The sequence below is a fragment of the Paraburkholderia sp. J41 genome, assembly GCF_905220235.1.
Classification (GTDB): domain Bacteria; phylum Pseudomonadota; class Gammaproteobacteria; order Burkholderiales; family Burkholderiaceae; genus Paraburkholderia.
In genome coordinates, this window is the sequence record NZ_CAJMZE010000013.1 from 18,676 (window position 1) to 37,689 (window position 19,014).

General features: G+C 65.0%; 19 protein-coding genes. 10 read left to right on the plus strand and 9 right to left on the minus strand.

Going from position 1 to position 19,014, the window contains the following annotated elements:
* Positions 1 to 156: 156 nt before the first annotated feature.
* Positions 157 to 741, plus strand: coding sequence for a DUF308 domain-containing protein (locus tag U5805_RS15440; protein WP_322104354.1), 585 nt, complete (start codon positions 157 to 159; stop codon positions 739 to 741).
* Here U5805_RS15440 and U5805_RS15445 read toward each other — a convergent pair.
* The 4 genes from U5805_RS15445 to U5805_RS15460 all read right to left on the minus strand — a co-directional run bounded on the left by U5805_RS15445 (position 700) and on the right by U5805_RS15460 (position 4,543).
* On the minus strand, positions 700 to 1,290 hold the full coding sequence (locus U5805_RS15445; RefSeq protein WP_322104355.1) for a nuclear transport factor 2 family protein: 591 nt from the start codon (positions 1,288 to 1,290) through the stop codon (positions 700 to 702). The genes U5805_RS15440 and U5805_RS15445 overlap by 42 nt on opposite strands.
* A gap of 69 nt (positions 1,291 to 1,359) precedes the next feature.
* Positions 1,360 to 1,986: a hypothetical protein gene (locus U5805_RS15450; protein ID WP_322104356.1), complete on the minus strand. Its 627-nt coding sequence runs from the start codon at positions 1,984 to 1,986 to the stop codon at positions 1,360 to 1,362.
* Positions 1,987 to 2,572: 586 nt separating this feature from the next.
* Positions 2,573 to 3,364 (minus strand): SDR family oxidoreductase, encoded by a 792-nt coding sequence (locus U5805_RS15455; protein ID WP_322104357.1) that lies wholly within the window; start codon positions 3,362 to 3,364, stop codon positions 2,573 to 2,575.
* Between the two features lie 273 nt (positions 3,365 to 3,637).
* The gene (locus U5805_RS15460) at positions 3,638 to 4,543 is read right to left on the minus strand and encodes a LysR substrate-binding domain-containing protein (protein WP_322104358.1); all 906 of its coding nucleotides are present in this window, start codon (positions 4,541 to 4,543) and stop codon (positions 3,638 to 3,640) included.
* A gap of 102 nt (positions 4,544 to 4,645) precedes the next feature.
* Here U5805_RS15460 and U5805_RS15465 point away from each other — a divergent pair, with 102 nt between their 5' ends.
* The gene (locus U5805_RS15465) at positions 4,646 to 5,833 is read left to right on the plus strand and encodes an alpha/beta fold hydrolase (RefSeq protein WP_415914606.1); all 1,188 of its coding nucleotides are present in this window, start codon (positions 4,646 to 4,648) and stop codon (positions 5,831 to 5,833) included.
* Between the two features lie 26 nt (positions 5,834 to 5,859).
* Here U5805_RS15465 and U5805_RS15470 read toward each other — a convergent pair whose 3' ends face one another.
* The 4 genes from U5805_RS15470 to U5805_RS15485 all read right to left on the minus strand — a co-directional run bounded on the left by U5805_RS15470 (position 5,860) and on the right by U5805_RS15485 (position 8,291).
* A complete protein-coding gene (locus U5805_RS15470; protein ID WP_322104359.1) occupies positions 5,860 to 6,165 on the minus strand; it encodes an NIPSNAP family protein in 306 nt (101 codons plus the stop codon).
* Between the two features lie 111 nt (positions 6,166 to 6,276).
* Positions 6,277 to 6,786, minus strand: coding sequence for a DUF1697 domain-containing protein (locus tag U5805_RS15475; protein WP_322104360.1), 510 nt, complete (start codon positions 6,784 to 6,786; stop codon positions 6,277 to 6,279).
* A gap of 12 nt (positions 6,787 to 6,798) precedes the next feature.
* Complete coding sequence (locus U5805_RS15480; RefSeq protein WP_322104361.1) at positions 6,799 to 7,521, minus strand: Pr6Pr family membrane protein; 723 nt, start codon at positions 7,519 to 7,521, stop codon at positions 6,799 to 6,801.
* Positions 7,522 to 7,874: 353 nt separating this feature from the next.
* On the minus strand, positions 7,875 to 8,291 hold the full coding sequence (locus tag U5805_RS15485) for a hypothetical protein (protein WP_322104362.1): 417 nt from the start codon (positions 8,289 to 8,291) through the stop codon (positions 7,875 to 7,877).
* A gap of 417 nt (positions 8,292 to 8,708) precedes the next feature.
* Between U5805_RS15485 and U5805_RS15490 the strand changes: the two genes are divergently transcribed.
* Positions 8,709 to 8,939: a DUF3079 domain-containing protein gene (locus U5805_RS15490; protein ID WP_322104363.1), complete on the plus strand. Its 231-nt coding sequence runs from the start codon at positions 8,709 to 8,711 to the stop codon at positions 8,937 to 8,939.
* Between the two features lie 143 nt (positions 8,940 to 9,082).
* Here U5805_RS15490 and U5805_RS15495 read toward each other — a convergent pair whose 3' ends face one another.
* A complete protein-coding gene (locus U5805_RS15495) occupies positions 9,083 to 9,985 on the minus strand; it encodes an SDR family oxidoreductase (protein WP_322104364.1) in 903 nt (300 codons plus the stop codon).
* 254 nt (positions 9,986 to 10,239) lie between these two features.
* Here U5805_RS15495 and U5805_RS15500 point away from each other — a divergent pair, with 254 nt between their 5' ends.
* The 7 genes from U5805_RS15500 (at position 10,240) to ligD (ending at position 18,960) form a co-directional block, all read left to right on the plus strand.
* The gene (locus U5805_RS15500; RefSeq protein ID WP_322104365.1) at positions 10,240 to 10,467 is read left to right on the plus strand and encodes a DUF2795 domain-containing protein; all 228 of its coding nucleotides are present in this window, start codon (positions 10,240 to 10,242) and stop codon (positions 10,465 to 10,467) included.
* A 194-nt stretch (positions 10,468 to 10,661) separates the two neighbouring features.
* Positions 10,662 to 11,198: a ferritin-like domain-containing protein gene (locus U5805_RS15505; RefSeq protein ID WP_322104366.1), complete on the plus strand. Its 537-nt coding sequence runs from the start codon at positions 10,662 to 10,664 to the stop codon at positions 11,196 to 11,198.
* A 43-nt stretch (positions 11,199 to 11,241) separates the two neighbouring features.
* On the plus strand, positions 11,242 to 12,162 hold the full coding sequence (locus tag U5805_RS15510; protein WP_322104367.1) for a manganese catalase family protein: 921 nt from the start codon (positions 11,242 to 11,244) through the stop codon (positions 12,160 to 12,162).
* Positions 12,159 to 12,668 carry a ferritin-like domain-containing protein gene (locus U5805_RS15515; RefSeq protein WP_322104368.1) on the plus strand — a complete coding sequence of 170 codons (510 nt, stop codon included), beginning with the start codon at positions 12,159 to 12,161 and terminating at the stop codon, positions 12,666 to 12,668. Before U5805_RS15510 ends, U5805_RS15515 begins: the two co-directional genes overlap by 4 nt.
* Positions 12,669 to 12,985: 317 nt before the next feature.
* Positions 12,986 to 14,155: a zinc-dependent alcohol dehydrogenase gene (locus U5805_RS15520; protein WP_322104369.1), complete on the plus strand. Its 1,170-nt coding sequence runs from the start codon at positions 12,986 to 12,988 to the stop codon at positions 14,153 to 14,155.
* 357 nt (positions 14,156 to 14,512) lie between these two features.
* Positions 14,513 to 16,309 carry an ATP-dependent DNA helicase RecQ gene (locus U5805_RS15525; protein WP_322104370.1) on the plus strand — a complete coding sequence of 599 codons (1,797 nt, stop codon included), beginning with the start codon at positions 14,513 to 14,515 and terminating at the stop codon, positions 16,307 to 16,309.
* A 143-nt stretch (positions 16,310 to 16,452) separates the two neighbouring features.
* Positions 16,453 to 18,960, plus strand: coding sequence for a DNA ligase D (ligD, locus tag U5805_RS15530; RefSeq protein ID WP_322104371.1), 2,508 nt, complete (start codon positions 16,453 to 16,455; stop codon positions 18,958 to 18,960).
* Positions 18,961 to 19,014 lie beyond the last annotated feature (54 nt).

Here is a 19,014-nt window from a genome sequence, read left to right on the forward strand (position 1 = left end):
AGAGGGCGGAAAACGCGTGGAAAAAGGAGCGACCACTATACGCCACAACGTTTTGGGCCGGGTCGGTCATTCGACCGATGCCGCTCGAGCGCGCGCGGTGCGATGCTGATCCTCGAAGACCGTTTTCATGTCGTTACGAACCGAAAAGGAGTTGCAATGAACGAACCTCACGTCGATATCGCCCGCGCTCAGGAGGCGCAGTGGCTCAAGCACTATTATTTTTCCCGCGGCGCGTTTTCCCTGCTCTGGGTCGCGCTCGCATTTTCCATCGGGCTGCATTCGGCGGGTATTGCCGCCGCCTTGTTCGTGGTGTATCCGGCGTGGGACGCGCTGGCCAATTTCGTCGATATGTCGCGCAGCGGCGGAGCGGCGGCGAATCGCACCCAGGCGCTCAACGTCGTCATCAGTCTCGTGACGACGATCGCCGTGATCGTGGCGCTCGGCGCGCAGGGCACGCACTGGGTGCTCGACGTATTCGGCGTGTGGGCCATCGTTTCGGGCCTGCTTCAGCTCGGCACGGCGCTGCGGCGCTGGAAGCGCTTCGGCGCGCAATGGGCCATGATCCTGAGCGGCGCGCAATCGGCGCTGGCGGGCGTGCTGTTCATCGTGCAGGATCATGCAGCCACGCCGCCCGCCATCGCCAAGGTGGCCGGCTACGCGGCCGTGGGCGCGATTTATTTCCTGATCTCCGCGCTGTGGTTATGGGTGGGGCAGCGCCGCGCCGCAGCCGCGCAAGCCTGAGTGCAGTTCGCTCAACCCCTGGCGCAAAAGCTCGCGATGCCCGTCCGATCCGTCGACGGGCAACAGCGTGCGCTTCTGGATGATCCACCGGTTGTTGCAGCGTTCGAGTTCCCAGCGGTTCACCACGGCGCGATGAATGCGGTATCCCGTGGAGACGCCGTGATTGGGCAAGTCGCGCGCTTCGCCCGCGTGGTCCAGATGGACGATGAGCAGGTACGACGTGACCACGGCGTGATCGCCGCGCAAGTCGATGAGCGGCAGGCCGGCGAAATGCGCCAGCCCGCCGCGAATCGCCTGTTCGTGCTCGGGCCGCTCGATGAACGCGGCAATCTCGCGCGCGCCGGTCGCGCCGTCCAGTTGAGGGCCGCGGTCGAACACGCCGTGCTCGGCGTACACCGAAATCGCATACGCGGCGGCGCCGGTATCGGCACTGGGCGGATGCGACGCGATGAGTTCGTAAATGGCGAGCTTGTCCTCGACAAGACTCAGCCGATGCGCGAGTTCCATCATTGCGGCATTCATCTTCGACCTGGTTTCACGTTGATTCATGATTGAGCCGATGCGGCGGCGCACGCGCTTGCCGCGCGCCTGCTGCATGCCGCCGCGCGGCCGCGAGATTTACATCGGCGGCACGACGCCGTCTTTCTCCACCACGATGAACTGACCCGCATAGCGACCCGCATTTCCGCCGCCGCTTTCGGGCGTGGCCACGACGAACACCTTCTTGCCCGCCGTCAGCTCGTCGCGCGTGGCCGGAATGAGCGTGACGACCGGCGCGTTCGCGGGCACGTTGACGGTGTTGTTGCCGCCCTTGTACGAAAGCTTGAGATCGCGGCCGCTCGTGCCTTGCACGATGGTGTCCACGTTGGCGTTGGTCATCGTGGAATTCGCGCCCAGATCCCATGCGTAGTGGCCTTCGCCCATGCCGCGCGCGGCTTCGGGGAACACCACCACTTCCTTCGCGGTGAGCTTGCCGTCGGGGCCGGGCATCGCCGCCGCGCCCACGTACGAACCGGGCTTGATATCCGAAAGCTGCATGGCCCGCACGGCGTTCAGGCGCGATGCGTCGGTCATGTCGATGGTGACGGTCTCGCCGCTGCGGCGATGCACTTTGAGCGTATTGCCCGCGAACGACACGATGTCGCCGCGAATGCGTTCGGGCTTGGCGGCCGGAGATTGCGCGAACGCGGCGCCGGCGATCGTGAGCGCGACGAAGGTCGCGGCGAGCTTGAAACGAGTGGGCATGAAAACTCCGTGAGCGAAACGTTGATGAAAACAGCGCGACACAAGCATTGCAGTTGCAATGGCGCGGCGGTACCGGTCAAATGACCGATAGGCACGCAACGGATATCGAATTCGCTTGAGAGGCGTTACGGAAGATGCGTTACGGGCGCGCGCGTGGAGACGCCGTGCCTTTCGCCGGTTTTCATCGAGGCGCGCGGCGAGTCATGAACACTCAGTGCGCCGACTGGAAGCGGTTGCGCGGCGCATGCGGGATCGAATGCGGCTCACCTGCGAGAGGCGCTGCGTTCGTGCATTGCATCGTGCGTGGGGTTTCGTCCGCAATGGCGCATGGCGCGAAGCGCGCGAGACTCGCATTCGCCCATGTGCGTCATCGCAATCGAATGCAATGTCGCGCCGCAGAGCTATGGACGTTGCGGCGTTGGTGGCGGATTTTGGGTGGAGCGGTGTGTGGCGAACGCGGCGCGTCCCTCGCGCATCGCCGAAGAAAACGCGCGCCGCGCTCATGCGGCAACGCTTTAAAGAAAGCGCCGCCGCCGTCGACATCAACGGCGCACGCCCGTCGCGCGCGTCGATGCGCTGCCGCGCTTCAGATACTGTCGACCACGCCGCCGTCCACGCGCAGCGCGGCGCCCGACGTGGCCGATGCTTGCGGCGAGCACGTGTAGACGATCATGTTCGCGACTTCCTCGACCGTGGCCGCGCGCTGGATCACCGAACTCGGGCGGTTCGCCATCACGAACCCGGCGGCGACTTCCTCGACCGACTTGCCGCTTTGCTTCACCTCGTCCTTGAGCATTTCGACGAGACCGTCGGAAAGCGTCGGCCCCGGCAGCACGCTGTTGACGGTCACGCCGCTGCCCGCCACGCGCTTGGCGAGGCCGCGCGCGAGCGACAGTTGCGCCGTTTTGGTGACGCCATAGTGAATCATGTCGCCGGGAATGTTCAGCGCCGACTCGGACGCGACGAACACCACGCGGCCCCAGCCCTTTTGCGTCATGCCCGGCAGATAGCCGCGCGACAGGCGCACGCCGCTCAGAATGTTGACTTCGAAAAAGTGATTCCAGAGATCGTCGGGCGTCTCGAAGAAGTCTTTCGGGCCATAAATGCCGAGATTGTTCACCAGGATGTCGCACGCCGGATGCGCGGCGAGCAGCGCGTCGCAGCCTTCGGCCGTGCCGAGGTCGCCTGCGAAACCCGTGACTTTCGCGGCGGGCAAGGCGCGCTTCACTTCGTCGACGGCGCTGTCCACCTTGGCCTGCGTGCGGCCGTTCAGGATGACGTGCGCGCCGCTTTCGGCCAGCCCTTTGGCCGTGGCGAGGCCGATGCCCGCCGTCGAGCCCGTGACGACGGCAGTCTTGCCGCTCAGATCGATTCGCATCTGCTGTTCTCCGCAATGTGGAGGTGAAGGGTGCCTTCGACGGATCGCGTGCAAGCGACATGCCGCGCCGCGACGGAAAGCCGCCGGACGGCACCGCAAAGCGCCATTTTCGCGCTTTTTCGCCGCGCGCCGCTCGCCAGCGCCGGGCGGCTCGTGCGCGAAAAAAGCGGCGCTTGTGCCGGCGGCCGCGAGGATGACGACGCGACGCGCGCCCGCCCGTTCATTGCGCCGCGTGCGCCGGCCCGCGACACCCTGCACTCGCATGCGTTAAGCTCATGTCATCGCACGGCTTTCCTCGCCGATCCATTCCATCACCGCGCGCACTTCGTCGCGCGGATCGTCGTCGGCCTGATCGAGAAAATACGCGTGCCCCGATTCGCGCACCGGCGTTTTCTTGCCGATCACGGCGAGGCGGCCGTCCGCGAGCATGGGCGCGATCAGCGGACGGCGGCCGAGCGCGAGGCCGCGTCCGGCCAGCGCGGCCTGAATCACCTGGTCATACTGATTAAAACGCAACATGCCCGCCGGCTGCACGCCGGCCAACGCGAGCGTGTCCAGATAGTCGGCCCAGCGCAGCAACGGACGGCGCGGCCCGTCGAATTCGATCAAGACGTGGCGCTTGAGCGTGGCCGCGTCGAGCCGCGCCACGCGCAGCGAAGGATGCGCCACGGGCACGATGGCCTCGTCGAAAAGACGCGTGGCCGACACCGCCGCGCTGCGCGCGCTCGCGTAGCGAATCGCGAGATCGACGCCTTCCGCGCGCAGGTCGAGCACCTTGTCGGTGGCGGCCACGCGCAGGTCGATGCCGGGGTGACGCCGCTGCAACGCGCCGAGCCGCGGCAGCAGCCAGAGCGCGGCCACGCCGATGCTGGCCGTGATCGTCACCGGCTGGCGCGCGGCGCCCTGGCGGATCGCGTCGATGGCCTCCTGCAATTGCTGCACCGCGCTGTTGGCCGTGCGAAAAAGCCGCTCGCCTTCGGGCGTGAACCCGATGGAGCGATAGCCGCGCTGAAAAAGGCGCACGCCGAGCGCTTCCTCCAGCGCCGCGATCTGGCGGCTTACCGCCGATTGCGTGATGCAGAGATCCTCCGCGGCGAGCGTGATGCTCATGCGGCGGCCCACGGCCACGAAGCCGCGAATCTGGTCGAGCGAGCCCAGCCTGGCAAGCGAGAGTGACATGCGTTTTCCTCATGCGAAAGACAAGAAAAGATTGATTGAGCGCGCCGCCGCAGTCAAGTGAAATGACGCTCAGTACCGCTTGTGTGTCAGGAGATGCGCCGCATGAACGAAACGCCCCCGTCAATGCCCGCGCCCACGCCCGTGCAAGCGCAAGCGCAAGCGCAAGCGCAAGCGCAAGCGCAAGCGCAAGCGCCTAAAGCGCCTAAAGCGCCTAAAGCGCCTAAAGCGCCTAAAGCGCCTAAAGCGCCTAAAGCGCCTGTTGCGCCGGTCGCGCTGACGATCACGGCCGCCGACGGCTACGCGCTGCGCGCCTTCATGTGGCGTCATCGCGCCGCCGATCTCGCCGCGGGTGCCGTGCCGCGCCCGGTCGTCATCGTGAATGCGGCGACTTCGGTGCGCTGCCGCTATTACTTCCGCTTTGCGCAATGGCTGCATCAGCACGATTGCGACGTGGTGGTGTACGACTATCGCGGCATTGGCGAATCCCGGCCGCGCGAACTCGCGCGCCTGTCGGCGACCTGGCTCGATTGGGGCGAACTCGATTTCGAAGCGGTGTTGCGCCACGTGCGCGAGACTTGCGCGGGCCAGCCCATCGACGTGGTTGCGCACAGCATCGGCGGGTTCGTCGTCGGGCTCGCGCCTTCGAATGGCTGCATCCGGCGCGTGTTCACCGTAGGCGCGCAATACGCGCACTGGCGCGATTACGCGCCGCGCCGCAGGCTTGCGATGCTGTGGAAATGGCATGTGGCGATGCCGGTGCTTGCGGCCGTGTTCGGCTACGTTCCTGCACGGCGGCTGGGCTGGATGGAGGACACGCCGCGCGGCGTGGCGCTTTCGTGGAGCCGCAGCGCCGCCAATTTCGAGGATACCTACCGGCGCGCGCCGATTGCGCGCTCACGCGAGGCGCGTGCCGCGCTCGTGGATCGCTTCGCGACGCTGCGTGCGCCGCTGCTCGCGTTCAGCGCAAGCGACGACGAATTTGGCACGGTGCCCGCCATCGAGCGGTTGCTGCGTTACTTCGTGCGCAGCCGCGTCACGCACGTGCGCGTGGCGCCGCACGATATCGGCGTGAAAAACATCGGGCATTTCGCGTTTTTTCATAGCCGCTTCGAAACGCAACTTTGGCCGGTGGCATTACGCTGGATCGAGCACGGCGTGCTGGATGCGCGCGCGCCCGGCCGTGTGGTTTCGGTGCGCGCCGCGAGCGACGAGTCGCCGGTTGACGAGCCGCCACGCGATGCCGGTTTCGCGCCGCCGCCCTATGTTCGGTGCGAGGAACCGGACGCCTGAACCTCGAACCCGTGCCCGGTTGCCGCTTACGCCAGAACGGGCCGCATGAAACTGCGCTCGTAGCTCACGATGCAACGCGTTTCCTCGGCATAACGAAATGCTGCCTGGCAGTCCGAATCTTTCATGGAATCGGCGCGATAGGTTTCATAAGCTGCGAGACTGGGAAACGAAAACAAGGCGAGCGCAACATTATTCGCGCCTTCGGACGGCAGAAAATAGCCGTGATGCCGGCCGCCGAATTTCTCGACAAGCGGAATCCACATCTTTGCATAGTGCTCGAATTGATCGAGTCGATAAGGGTCGATCACATAGCGCAGGTAACACGTAATCATGGCGCGTAATACCCCAGGAGTTGGATGAGCGGATCAATGTGTGGCGCTTGCAACGCATCGGGCAACGTTTTAAGCGAACGCGTTTCAAGCGAACGTTTTCAAGCGGGCGCTTCAGGCGCTCGCCGTTTCCAGCAATTTCGCGAGCGTGTTCATATTGCGCGCGGTGCCGTCTTTCGCGGCATGGAGCTTGAGTTTCGACCGGCCAATGCCGTCCGGGTAATGCACGTAGATTTCACGCGCGCCGAGCGCCATCGTTTCGGTTTGCACGCCGCTGGCGTTGGCGAGCGCGTCGGCGGGCGGCTTCGCGTTCAGAAAAATGGCGACGGTTCGATCGGGCGCGGCGTTGCCGAACGGATTCGCTTCGAGCACGGCGGCCAGTTCTTTCGTGGTGCGAACGATCACGCCGACCGGCTTTCCCGCATACGCTTCGAGCCGCGCTTCGAGTTTCCTTTTAACGGAGGTTTCCGCGAGCGCGCTTTCGAATACGACATTGCCGCTTGCGATATAGGTGCGCACGCGCGTAAAGCCCAGTGTCTCGCACATCTCGCGCAATTCGGGCATGGCGAGCTTGCCGGTTCCGCCGACATTCACGGCGCGCAACAGGGCGATATAAACGGGCATGAAATGGAAAAGTCAGTCGTTGGCGGAAAGCGCGTTGACGGGCGTTGCGGGCCGGCGCCGCGCATTGATCGCCGTGAACGCCGCCATCAACACGACGAATGCCGAGAACAATAACGCACTATTGACGACGACACGCGTATAACCGAGTTCACCGACGTCGATGAAAGGATACGGATAGAAGTCGGTCACGCTGCCGCGCCAGAACGTGACGACGAGATAACCGAGCGGATAAGCGAACCAGGCAAGGCGTTCGCGCCGCGAGAGGCGGAAATAAGGCACGAAACGCAGCCAGTAGGCGGCGCAAAGCACGGGCAGCACCGTGTGCAAGCTTTCGTTGACGAACGCGCGATAGCCGTGCGGCGTCCATAAATGCCGCAACAGCACGTTATAGGCAATGCCCACGAAGACCATGTAAACCGTGACCGCGCTCACGGCCGCCGGTCCCGCGAGAAACCGGATGGGCCACGCGCGCACGCGCAACGTCACGCAGGTGAAACTGAGCGCGACGAGAAAGACGGTGAGGTTGGTCAGATACGAGGCGAGCCGCAACACGGCGTCGAAGGTGTCGAAGCCGCGCAACAGCATGCGGTAGACCGTGATGTCGGTTTGCAGCGCGAGTGCGATCCACGCGAGCAGCGCGATCGCGCCGGCGAGCGCCGTGGCGTGAGGCGTGGGCGGCGGCGCCGGTTCGATCGGCGGCGCGGCTTGCGGGGCGGTGGGCATGCGTTCGGACATGCGACGATGGTAGCGCACAAGCGCGAGGCTTCGCTCGGTATGGGCGGCTGTCGCGATGGACGAGCCTCGCGCGTTGGCGGGTGTTGCGGCTGGCGCGCGGGTTGCAAGCTGGCGCGAGGCGATTAATGGGCGCGGATCGCAGGCGCGCTGCGGGTGCGCTGCGGGTGCATGAATGCGTCGAGCAATCGGCGAAAAAATGATTTTGCGAAAGCGCAAAAAACAGTTGCGGACGATACGGGAAAACCCTATAATTATTTCCGTCTCCTCCATGTCTCCTCCAGATATGGATTCAGCCCGCCTCCTTAGGCGGGCTTTTTGTTTTCGGCGCCGCTTTTCCCCTGGCTGCCATCCTCTCAAGACTTCACGAACACCAGATCGCAGCGGCGTCTCGTCGTACGGCTGCCGCTGCCCGATGCCGCGTCGAAGTGCGCGCTGACCTCGTAGGTGTAGGGCGTTTTTTTGTCGACGCGGCCGACCGTATAGGCGGGCGCGTTCGTCAGCCCTTGCGCCACGAGTGTGGCGGACCCATCCGGCTCGATTTTGCCGTCCAGTCTGAGCCAGCCGCCTTGGTCTTTTTCTCCGTGTTCGCCGTGCAGAACGTTTTCCTGGACTTGCGCGGGAAAGCGGAAGGTGTAGCCCCAGGCGCCGTCGGGCGCGGCGGGGCAAGTGAGCGTGACGTTCCAGATACCGTCGAAGCTGCCTGCGGCGCGCGCGTCGAACGCGACAAGCGCGCAAGCGAGGCCCGCGACGCAAAGTGCCGCACCTCGCATGGCGCGCCTCGATCCTGTTGCGTGCATGACGTCTCCTGATGTCCGGTGAGACCTCAATCATGCTGCAAGCGACATAACGCCGTGTATGGCGATTCGCGGGCGATTCGTGGCGGGCGGCCAGCCACGGGCGGTTAGCCACGGGCGGTTAGCCACGGGCGGTTAGCCACGGGCGGTTAGCCACGGGCGCAATCTCCCTTTGAAACGCAACTAACCGCCGATTCCGCTTCACATCGCCGGATTGGGCGAAGCTTATCGTGCATCAACAATGCGTCAACGAGCGCGAATCTGCGATGCATGTGGCGCGGCGCGAAATCGTCCAAGACGTTCGCGGCATCGGCGTGCGTGCGTCAATGCGTCTCTGGAAGATAGCGGCGGGCGGACTATATTTGGGACTTACATCAAGCAGTATCGCATCGCATGGCCAAGAAAATCCCCCTCCATCCCAAACACCCCGAGCGCATTTGCTGGGGCTGCGACCGCTATTGCCCGGCCGCTTCGCTCAGTTGCGGCAACGGTTCGAGCCGCACGCAACATCCCATCGAACTTCTCGGTGACGACTGGCTCGAGCATGGCGACTGGGGCTTCGAGATCGAAGCCGAGCCCGCAACAGAAGTCGCGGAAATCGCCGCAGTCGCCGCAGCGAACTGAGTGGAACTGAGTTCCACGCCGCGTTTCAACGCGAGCGAAGCCGCGCGCTTTCCCGGCGCGCGGCATGCGACGCTTCACGACACTTCTGCTTCGGCGCGAACGGCAACCCGCCACGCGCCACGCGCCACGATCGGCATGTCGCCTTACGGAAGATGATTGCCGCCGGTGACGCCATACACCTCGCCGGTCACGAAGCTGGATTCCTGCGACGCCAGCAACACGTAGATCGGCGCGAGTTCGGCGGGCTGTCCGGGGCGCTTCATGGGCGCTTCGGCACCGAATTTCTCGATCTTTTCCTGCGGCTGCCCGCCGCTCGGTTGCAGCGGCGTCCAGATCGGACCGGGCGCCACGGCATTGACGCGCACGCCTTGCCCGATCACCTGCTTGGCGAGCGCATGCGTGAAGGCGGTGATGGCTGCTTTGGTCGACGCGTAGTCGAGCAGCCCCGGGCTCGGCTGATAGCTTTGAATCGACGTCGTGTTGATGATGGTCGCGCCTGGCGGAAGATGCGGTAACGCCGCCTTGCAGAGCCAGAACATGGCGAAGACGTTGGTGCGAAACGTCGCTTCGAATTGTTCGGTCGTGAGGTCCGCGATCTGATCGACGTGCGTCTGTTTGCCCGCGACATTGACGAGAATATCGAGTCCGCCAAGTTGCACGACGCTCTCCTGCACCAGTTGCCGGCAGAACGATTCGTCGCTGATATCGCCCGGCAACGCAACCGCCTTGCTTCCGGCTTCCTGCACGAATTTCACGACTTCCCGCGCATCCTTCTCTTCGCTCGGCAAATAGTTGAGCGCCACGTCGGCGCCTTCCCGCGCGAACGCGATCGCCACGGCCCGGCCGATGCCGCTGTCCGCGCCGGTGATCAGCGCACGCCGTCCTTTCAACCTGCCTAAGCCTTGATAGCTGGTTTCGCCGTGGTCGGGCTTCGGCTTCATGTCCTGGGCGAGGCCGGGAGCGGGCTGCGGTTGACGGGGGAATTCCGGGCCGGGGTACTGCTTCGTCGGGTCCTGCATCGAATACTGATTGACGGTGGGTGCCATGCAAGCTCCTTTGGATTGACACGCGCGCGGCGCAAGAAAAGTACGAGCGAGCGCTCACGCAAACGACGTTCCGCGCTCCGGCGTCCTTCCGCGTTTTGCCGCCGCGTCCTGCGGTGATCCAACTTGGTGATTCAACTTGGTGATTCAACGCGGTGATTCAACGCGGTGATCCAATTCGTCACCCGGTATGTCGGGGAAGCGATTTTCGGCACAGCTATTGCGCGACTTCAGGCGCAACCGTCAGGAGAACCGTCATGACTTCGTCCAGCAATTCACGCGGAACGAATCCGCAAATCCGTCCGTTCGTCGATGTGCAGACAGCACTTAAGGGCGCGACTTATCCCGCTTCAAAAGATGAGCTATTGAGTGTCGCAAAACAAAACGACGCCAGCGAAGACGTCATGGAAAAACTGGCTGCGCTTTCTGGTAATTCGTTCGAGAGTCCGGCGGCCGTTTCGAAAGCGCTCGGCAACGAAGAATAAAGCGGGTTGCGTTCAAGAGTGTTCAAGAGTCGGGAACGCGCCGGCGCGGAAGGCCGGCAAAGCCTTCATGGCATCGGCGCTTTACTCTTTCGCGCGTACTAATTTTTCGTGAACGGGACCGCCGTAATTCAACTGCCCACGTCTCGTGGGAATGGCCGTTGCGGAATGATGGGCTCCCGTCCAAGGAGTCAACCATGAGCCAGCGAAAGACCATCGACGATCTTTTCATCCACCTGCTCTCGGATATCTACAGCGCCGAGAAACAACTGACCCGCGCGCTAGCGAAGCTCTCGCGCACGGCCAGCGCCCCGGAGCTTGCCAACGCGTTCAAGACCCATCTGGAAGAAACGCAGGGTCAGGTCGAGCGTATCGACAAGGTCGTGGAAGCCACCGGCTTTCGCTTGAAGCGCATGAAGTGCGTGGCGATGGAAGGGCTGATCGAGGAAGCGACCGAACTGATCGACGAAATCGAAAAGGGCCCGGTGCTCGACGCGGGCCTCGTTGCCGCCGCGCAAAAAGTTGAGCACTACGAAATTGCCGCTTACGGCAGCCTCTGCGCGATCGGCAAGCAAATCGGCCAGCAGGAAGCGGTGAAACTGCTGAAGGAAACGCTCGAGGAAGAAAAGGCGGCGGACCTCAAGCTCACCCAGTTTGCCGAGGCCGCCGGAAACCAGAAGGCGGCGGAAAAGGCAACTGCGAAGTCAACCGCGAAGGCAACGGAAAAGCAGTAAGGAGTATTGATGATAGTTCCCCATGACCTGAACAGGAGGCTCCATGTTCACGCATAACAAACGATTGCAATACACGGTGCGAGTCGGCGCGGGCAATCCCGGGCTCGCGAACCTGCTGCTCGAACAGTTCGGCGGCCCGCAGGGCGAACTGGCCGCGGCGATGCGCTATTTCACCCAGGCGGTCGGTGAAGAAGATCCGGGCCGCAAGGACATGCTGTTCGACATCGCCACCGAGGAACTGAGCCATCTGGAAATCATCGGCTCGCTCGTGGCCATGCTCAACAAGGGCGCGAAGGGCGAGCTTGCCGAAGCCGTCGACGAGCAGGCCGAGCTGTATCGCAAGCTCAACGGCGCGGGCAACGACAGCCACCTGACGCAGCTGCTTTTTGGCGGCGGCCCGCCGCTGGTGAATTCGGGCGGCGTGCCGTGGACCGCGGCTTATATCGACACGATCGGCGAGCCTACTGCGGACCTGCGTTCGAACATCGCTGCCGAGGCGCGCGCGAAGATCATCTATGAGCGCCTCATCAATGTGAGCGACGATCCCGCTGTGCGCGACGCGCTTGGTTTTCTCATGACGCGCGAGGTTTCGCACCAGAAGTCGTTCGAAAAGGCGCTGTATGCCATTTCGCCGAATTTCCCGCCGGGCAAGATGCCGCCCGTGCCGCAATTCGCGAATGTGTACTACAAGATGTCCGAGGGCGGCGAGACGGTGGCCGCGCCGTGGAATAGCGGTCGCGGTCTGGGCATTCGCCAGGGCGAACCGGCCGTGGACGGCGGCGACGGCAGCGCGACGGTGCAGCTCGACGCCACGCAGAAGGCGGCGTGCGTGGCGATGGAAACCCGTCTGATGTCGGACCCGACGATCGACCCCGAGACGGGCGCCGAGCTCGGCGCGGCGGCGGTGGACACCGACGTTGTCGACGGCGGCACGGAACAGCCGACGAAGGGAGGTGCGGTATGACGACGCCTCGCGACCATCTCGTCGACTGGCTGCGCGACGCATATGCGATGGAAAAGCAGGCGGAAACCATGCTCAAGGCGCAGTCGGGCCGCCTCGAAAATTATCCCGAACTTCGCGCGCGCATCGACCAGCATCTTGAGGAAACGCTCGGGCAGCAGGAACTGGTGGGAGCGTGTCTCGAACGCTACGACGCCTCGCCGTCCGCGATGAAGGACATGTCCGCGCGCATGAGTGCGTTCATGCAGGGCATGGGCGGCATGGCCGTGAGCGACGAAGTGGTGAAGGGCGGCATGGCCGGCTACGTGTTCGAGAACGTTGAAATCGCCGCCTATACCGCGCTGATTGCGGCCGCGCATGCAGCCGGCGACGAGCAAACGCGCAAGGTGTGCGAGCAGATTTTGCCGCAGGAAGTGGCGATGGCGAAGTGGCTGCTCGAACATCTGCCGGATACGGTGACGAAGTTCGTCGCCCGTTCGGCGGCGGACCGCGACGACGCCAAGCGCTAATGCCGCTCTGTGTGGGGCGAGGAGCGCGACTCCTCGCGCAGTGGTTTGAGCCTGCGAAAGCAGGCTCTTTTTTTGTGTGCGTTTATACGCGTCATGCTGGTAGAAGCCTGTTCGTAAGCATCGGGTTTCGAACAGAGCGCGCTCCCACGGTTTCCCCGCAGCGTGTGCCTTTCGCTTTGGCAACTCCGTCGAACCGCGCGAACTTCCCGCAACGCCCGGCACGCTCGATGCGGAGCCTGCAAAGCGGCAAAGGCGCCGCGTCGTGCTCCGCAGAGGTTATCGCGGCGCATCTTCCCAAGACCGACAGGAGAACCGCTATGAGAGCTTTACGCTGGCACGGCAAACACGACGTGCGCTGCGATACCGTACCCGACCCGATCATCGAAGACGGCCGCGACGCGATCGTCAAGGTTTCCTCCTGCGCGATTTGCGGCTCGGACCTCCATCTCTACGATGGATTCATGCCGACCATGAAGCACGGCGACATTCTCGGCCACGAGTTCATGGGCGAAGTGGTCGAAGTCGGACGCGACAACGCGGCGCTCAAGGTGGGCGACCGCGTGGTGGTGCCGTTCACGATTTTCTGCGGCGAGTGCGATCAGTGCCGGCGCGGCAATTTTTCGGTATGCGAACGATCGAACCGCAACCGCGATGAAGCCGCGAAGGCGTTCGGGCACACCACGGCGGGCCTGTTCGGCTATTCCCATTTGACGGGAGGCTATCCGGGCGGGCAGGCCGAATATGTACGCGTGCCGTTTGCGGATCGCACGCATATCAAGGTGCCTTCGTCGTTGACGGACGAACAGGTGCTGTTTCTCGGCGACATCTTTCCCACGGGCTGGCAGGCGGCGGTGCAGTGCGAGATCGAGCCGGAGGACACCGTGGCGATCTGGGGCGCGGGGCCGGTGGGTCAGATGGCGCTGCGCAGCGCGCTGCTGCTCGGCGCGCAGCAGGTGATCGTGATCGACCACGTTCCCGAACGGCTGGCGATGGCGCGCGAGGGCGGGGCGATCACCATCGACTTCGACAACGAAAGCGTGCTCGACCGGCTCAAGGATCTGACGAAGGGCAAGGGACCGCAAAAGTGCATCGACGCCGTGGGTCTGGAAGCGCACGCGACACGCTCGCTCGATTCGGCCTACGACCGCGTGAAGCAGGCCGTCATGCTCGAAACGGACCGGCCGCATGTATTGCGCGAAATGATGTACGTGTGCCGCCCGGCGGGCGTTTTGTCGATTCCGGGCGTGTACGGCGGCCTGCTCGACAAGCTGCCGTTCGGCGCGGCAATGAACAAGGGCCTGACGTTCCGCATGGGGCAAACGCACGTGAACCGCTGGACCGACGACCTGCTCGCGCGCATCGAGCAAGGGCAGATCGATCCGTCCTTCGTCATCACGCACACGGTGGCGCTGGAGGAAGGTCCGGCGATGTACAAAACCTTCCGCGACAAGCAGGACGGATGCATCAAGGTGGTGATGAAGCCGTAAGCGTGCGAAGGCGCTGTCCAATCGTTCAATCGTTCGCGAGGCCGTTCGCAAGGCGCGACGCGCGCTTTCGCGAACGCATGGGGCCGCGTGCGGCCCAGCCCTAGGGGGTGTTCGTCACGCAAGAAATACGCCGCGCGGCTCGTCCCGTCTGCCTTCGAACCCGCGCGGCACGTCCATTGCGAAGGGTGTTCGCGGCGGCGAACGGAACGCGGGCAAATGCGCCCGCGCCCGATCGCCGCGCCTTGAGAGAGCCTATAGCGCGGAACTTGTAGAGCGGCACAATTTCAGCAAGCCCAACTCGCAAGGCCCGATAACAACGACCAAAACGACAAAACGACAAAACGCGACAAAACGACCATGACGAACGAACGTTTGCTGCGTGCGCTGCTCAAGACGATGCGGGACGTTTTCGGCATTTCGCGCCTGCGCGGCGGCCAGGAAGCGATCATCCGCAGCGTGCTGGCCCGCCGCGACACGGTGGCGATGATGCCCGCCGGCGCGGGTAAATCGCTTTGCTATCAACTCCCCGCATTGCATCTCGAGGGCGCCACGCTGGTGGTGTCGCCGCTGATCGCGTTGATGAAAGACCAGGCGGACCGGCTGCGCAAGGCGGGCATAGATTGCCTCGTGTTCAACAGCACGCTCGGGCGCAAGGACGAGCGTGCGGCGTTGGCGACGCTTTCGCAAAGCGGCCGCCATATCGTGTTCGTCACGCCGGAGCGCCTTGCGCAGCCCGAGTTCGTCGAACGGCTCGCAAGCGGGGCCGGCGCGAGGTTCGAGCTGGTCGTCGTGGACGAGGCGCACTGCGTTTCGAAATGGGGACACGACTTCCGGCCCGCGTTCCTGGAGATCGCCTCGGCGGTCGCGCGCATCGGCGCACCGCCCGTGCTCGCCTTGACCGCGACGGCCACGCCGGACGTCGTCGACGACATCGTTCGTTCGCTCAAGCTGCGCTCGCCCGACATCATCCGCACGGGCACCTATCGTCCGAATCTCGCTTATCGGATCGTGCCGACCGGCGCGGGTCATGGGCGTCGCGAAGCGGCCCGAGGGCAGGAGCTGAAGCAGGAACGCCTGCTGGAACTGATCCGCGAACACGACGGGCCCGGCATCGTCTACGCGGCGACGATCAAGGACGTGGAACGGGTGTACGCGTCGCTGCTCGCGGGCGGCGAGCGCGTGGCGCGCTACCACGGCAGCCTGAGCGCGGGGCTGCGCCGCGACGAGCAGGACCGCTTCATGTCGGGCGATGCGCGCCTGATGGTGGCGACCAACGCGTTCGGCATGGGTATCGACAAGGCCGACGTGCGCTTCGTCGTGCATTACCAGATGCCGGGCAGCATCGACGCCTACTATCAGGAGACGGGCCGCGCCGGACGCGACGGGCAGGAGGCCGCGTGCGTGCTGCTGTTCGACCTGAACGACCGCCGCATTCAGCAGTTTTTTCTGGCCGGACGCTACCCGGACGAAACGCTGGCGCTGCGCGTGTTCGACGCCGTTGCGCGCGCGCCGGAAGCGGGCGGCCCGGTATCGCTGGCGGCGCTCGGCGAGACGCTGGGCGACGTGGCGGCGAGCAAGCTGCGCGCGGCGCTTTCCCTGCTGCACGACGCTGGGCTGCTGCGGCGCGACGCCCGCAAGCGCTATCGCGTGAGCGCGCGCGACAACGCGGCCGGCTTGCGCGATGCGGTGGCCAGCGCGGCCGCCGCGTTCGAGGCGATGCGCGAGCGCGACGCCGTGGCGCTCGAACGCATGGTCGATTACGCCCACAGCGCGCAGTGCCGGTGGCGCATCATGCTGGACTATTACGGCGACGAACCCGGCTTCGAACGCTGCGGGATTTGCGACAACTGCCGCAATCCGCCGCGCGTCGAGCCGTTGAGCGCGGCGGCGCAATCCGTCGATGCCGCCGCGCCGGAAGAACGCGCGAGCGCGCCGTCATGGTCGCGCGGCGACGCCGTGCGCGTGGCCCGTTTTGGCGAAGGCGTCGTGATGATGGCGACGGGCGAGCAAGTCGCGGTGCAATTCCCGGACGGCGCCACGCGCACGTTCCTCGCGCAGCGGGTTCGGCGCGCGTCGAAGCCGGCGCGAACAGAAAGCGCGCGCGCGGCCGCGCGCAACCCCGGCCGCCACAACCACTCCAGTCATTCGGGGTGAGGACCGCCGCGGGCGGCGGCGCGTGCCGTCGGGCATCACGTCACGGCATGCCGGTGCGCGCCGCACAGCGGCACGGCCTTTGCACACGCGGCGCGGTATGCTTTGCCACGACCGGCAACGGCTGTTATCTGTCTTGACGACACATGGCCACCGCGCACGACAACGCCGCCTCCCCGCTGTCCCGCTATCGAAAGAAGCGGAACTTCGCCGTCACGCCGGAACCGGCGGCTTCCGTCCCGGCCGACGCCGCGAGCGCGGCGCGCGGCTTCGTCGTGCAAAAGCACTGGGCCAGCCGTCTGCATTACGACTTTCGCCTTGAACTCGACGGCGTGCTGCTGTCGTGGGCCGTGCCCAAAGGGCCGTGCTACGACCCGAAGGAAAAGCGCATGGCCATTCATGTCGAAGATCATCCCGTCGATTATTCGAGCTTCGAGGGCACGATTCCCAGGCGCCAGTACGGCGCGGGAACGGTGATCGTCTGGGATCGGGGCACGTGGGAGCCGATTGGCGATCCGCGCGCGGGAATGCGCGCGGGCAAGCTGGTTTTCCGGCTTCACGGCGAAAAGCTCGCCGGGCTCTGGGAACTGGTGCGCATCGCCAAACCCGGCGACAAGCAGGACGCGTGGATGCTTTTCAAGAAGCGCGACGAGTGGGCGCGTCCGCTCGCCGACTACGACGTCGTCAAGGCGCTGCCCGACAGCGTGACGGTCAAGCCGCTCGGGCGCGTCGAGGAGCGGGAACCGCGGGCAGGCAGCGCCCGCGACGATGCGCGGCACGACGTCGATCTCGCGCGCGCCGTCGAGGCAGCGCTTCCCCTCAAGCTGGAACCGCAACGCGCCACTCTGGCCTCGGCGCTGCCGGCGGGCGGCGACTGGATCACGGAAGCGAAACTCGACGGCTACCGCATGCTCGCGCGCATCGACAAGACGCGCGTGCGGCTTTTCACGAGCAGCGGGCTCGACTGGACGGGCAAGCTGAAGAGTCTGGCCGTCGAAGTCAAAAAGCTGCCGCTGTCCAGCGGCTGGCTCGACGGCGAGATCGTCGTCATGAAAGACGGCCTTCCCAGCTTCGGCGCGCTGCAAGACGCGCTGGTCGGCACCGACAATGCGGCGATCGTCTATTTCCTGTTCGACGTTCCGTATCTCGACGGCAAGGATCTCAGGAGCGTGCCGTTGTGGTCGCGGCGAGCCGTGCTGGCGCGATTGCTGGACACCGCGCCGGAGCGCATTCGCTTCAGCCAGGATTTCACGGCGCCGCCGGCGCAGGTGTTCGAGGCGGCGGCCGGCCTCGGTCTCGAAGGCTTGATGCTCAAGCGCCGGGACGCGCCCTACGAATCGGGGCGCACGCAGTCCTGGCTGAAAGCCAAGTGCCGGTTGCGCCAGGAACTCGTCGTCTGCGGCTTCACCGCGCGCGGCGGCAAGGAAGGCGAAATTGGCAGCCTTTTGCTCGGCTACTACGAGCGGGGCAAGCTCCACGATTGCGGCAGCGTGGGAACGGGCTGGGACGCGCGCACGGCGCGTGATCTGTGGCGCCGCCTTGTGCCGATCGAAATCGGGGCGGCTCCGTTCGACGTGACCGTTGCGAAGTCGCGGCGCTGGGCGAGGCGCGCTGCGGGCAGCGAGCGCTGGGTGCGCCCCGAACTGGTCGTGGAAGTCGAATTCGCGCAATGGAGCGCGGACGGCGTGATTCGTCAGGCATCGTTCAAGGGATTGCGCGCCGACAAGCCCGCGCGCCGCGTCGTGCGCGAAGCGGGGCAGCCCGTGACGGCCGCCGCGGGACCGCAAATCAAGGTCACGCACCCGGAGCGCGTGGTCGATCCCGCCGGCGGCGCGACCAAGCTCGACCTCGTACGCTATTACGAAAGTGTCGCGCAGTGGCTGCTTCCGCACCTCGAGGACCGCCCGGTCGCGTTGGTCCGCGCGCCCGCCGGCATTGCGGGCGAGCTGTTTTTCCAGAAGCATGCCGAACGCACGGGCATGCCCGGCCTCACCTCCCACGACCCGGCGCTGTGGCCCGGCCATCCGCCGCTGCTCACCATCGACTCGACCGAGGCGTTGCTGTCGGCGGCGCAGATGAACGTGGTGGAGTTTCACACCTGGAATTCGACGGTGCGGCAGATCGACAAGCCGGACCGCGTGATTTTCGACCTGGACCCCGGCACGGGCGTGAAGTGGGGGCAGATTCAGGAGGCGGCGCTTCTCGTCCACGTCCTGCTCCAGGAACTCGGGCTCGCGGCGTGGCTGAAAACGAGCGGCGGCAAGGGTTTGCACGTGGTCGTGCCGCTGGCGGCGCGGCTCGACTACGAAACCGTGAAGGCGTTCTCGCGCGCCTTCGTCCGGCACCTCGCGAAGACGATTCCCGAGCGCTTTTCCGCGACCTCGGGCGCGCCCAACCGTATCGGCAAGGTTTATGTCGATTACCTGCGCAACGGCAAGGCGCAGACCACGGCCACGGCCTTCACCGTTCGCGCGCGGCCCGGCATGGGCGTTTCGGTGCCGGTTTCCTGGGCGCAATTGCCCGAGCTGAAAGGCGGCGACCAGTGGACCGTGCAAACGGCTCGCGATTATCTCAGCCTCCAGAGAGACGATCCCTGGGCCGATTACTGGTCGACGAGCCAGTCGTTGGCGCCCGCGATAAAGCGCCTAAAATGAAGTCTTGCATTGCCGGTGACGGCACGTCGTTTGCGTAGGGACGGGCCGAATGCG

Coding starts and splice junctions, on each gene's coding strand:
- U5805_RS15440 (WP_322104354.1), top strand. CDS start 157: ATGAACGAACCTCACGTCGATATCGCCCGCGCTCAGGAGGCGCAGTGG.
- U5805_RS15445 (WP_322104355.1), bottom strand. CDS start 1,290: ATGAATCAACGTGAAACCAGGTCGAAGATGAATGCCGCAATGATGGAA.
- U5805_RS15450 (WP_322104356.1), bottom strand. CDS start 1,986: ATGCCCACTCGTTTCAAGCTCGCCGCGACCTTCGTCGCGCTCACGATC.
- U5805_RS15455 (WP_322104357.1), bottom strand. CDS start 3,364: ATGCGAATCGATCTGAGCGGCAAGACTGCCGTCGTCACGGGCTCGACG.
- U5805_RS15460 (WP_322104358.1), bottom strand. CDS start 4,543: ATGTCACTCTCGCTTGCCAGGCTGGGCTCGCTCGACCAGATTCGCGGC.
- U5805_RS15465 (WP_415914606.1), top strand. CDS start 4,646: ATGAACGAAACGCCCCCGTCAATGCCCGCGCCCACGCCCGTGCAAGCG.
- U5805_RS15470 (WP_322104359.1), bottom strand. CDS start 6,165: ATGATTACGTGTTACCTGCGCTATGTGATCGACCCTTATCGACTCGAT.
- U5805_RS15475 (WP_322104360.1), bottom strand. CDS start 6,786: ATGCCCGTTTATATCGCCCTGTTGCGCGCCGTGAATGTCGGCGGAACC.
- U5805_RS15480 (WP_322104361.1), bottom strand. CDS start 7,521: ATGTCCGAACGCATGCCCACCGCCCCGCAAGCCGCGCCGCCGATCGAA.
- U5805_RS15485 (WP_322104362.1), bottom strand. CDS start 8,291: ATGCGAGGTGCGGCACTTTGCGTCGCGGGCCTCGCTTGCGCGCTTGTC.
- U5805_RS15490 (WP_322104363.1), top strand. CDS start 8,709: ATGGCCAAGAAAATCCCCCTCCATCCCAAACACCCCGAGCGCATTTGC.
- U5805_RS15495 (WP_322104364.1), bottom strand. CDS start 9,985: ATGGCACCCACCGTCAATCAGTATTCGATGCAGGACCCGACGAAGCAG.
- U5805_RS15500 (WP_322104365.1), top strand. CDS start 10,240: ATGACTTCGTCCAGCAATTCACGCGGAACGAATCCGCAAATCCGTCCG.
- U5805_RS15505 (WP_322104366.1), top strand. CDS start 10,662: ATGAGCCAGCGAAAGACCATCGACGATCTTTTCATCCACCTGCTCTCG.
- U5805_RS15510 (WP_322104367.1), top strand. CDS start 11,242: ATGTTCACGCATAACAAACGATTGCAATACACGGTGCGAGTCGGCGCG.
- U5805_RS15515 (WP_322104368.1), top strand. CDS start 12,159: ATGACGACGCCTCGCGACCATCTCGTCGACTGGCTGCGCGACGCATAT.
- U5805_RS15520 (WP_322104369.1), top strand. CDS start 12,986: ATGAGAGCTTTACGCTGGCACGGCAAACACGACGTGCGCTGCGATACC.
- U5805_RS15525 (WP_322104370.1), top strand. CDS start 14,513: ATGACGAACGAACGTTTGCTGCGTGCGCTGCTCAAGACGATGCGGGAC.
- ligD (WP_322104371.1), top strand. CDS start 16,453: ATGGCCACCGCGCACGACAACGCCGCCTCCCCGCTGTCCCGCTATCGA.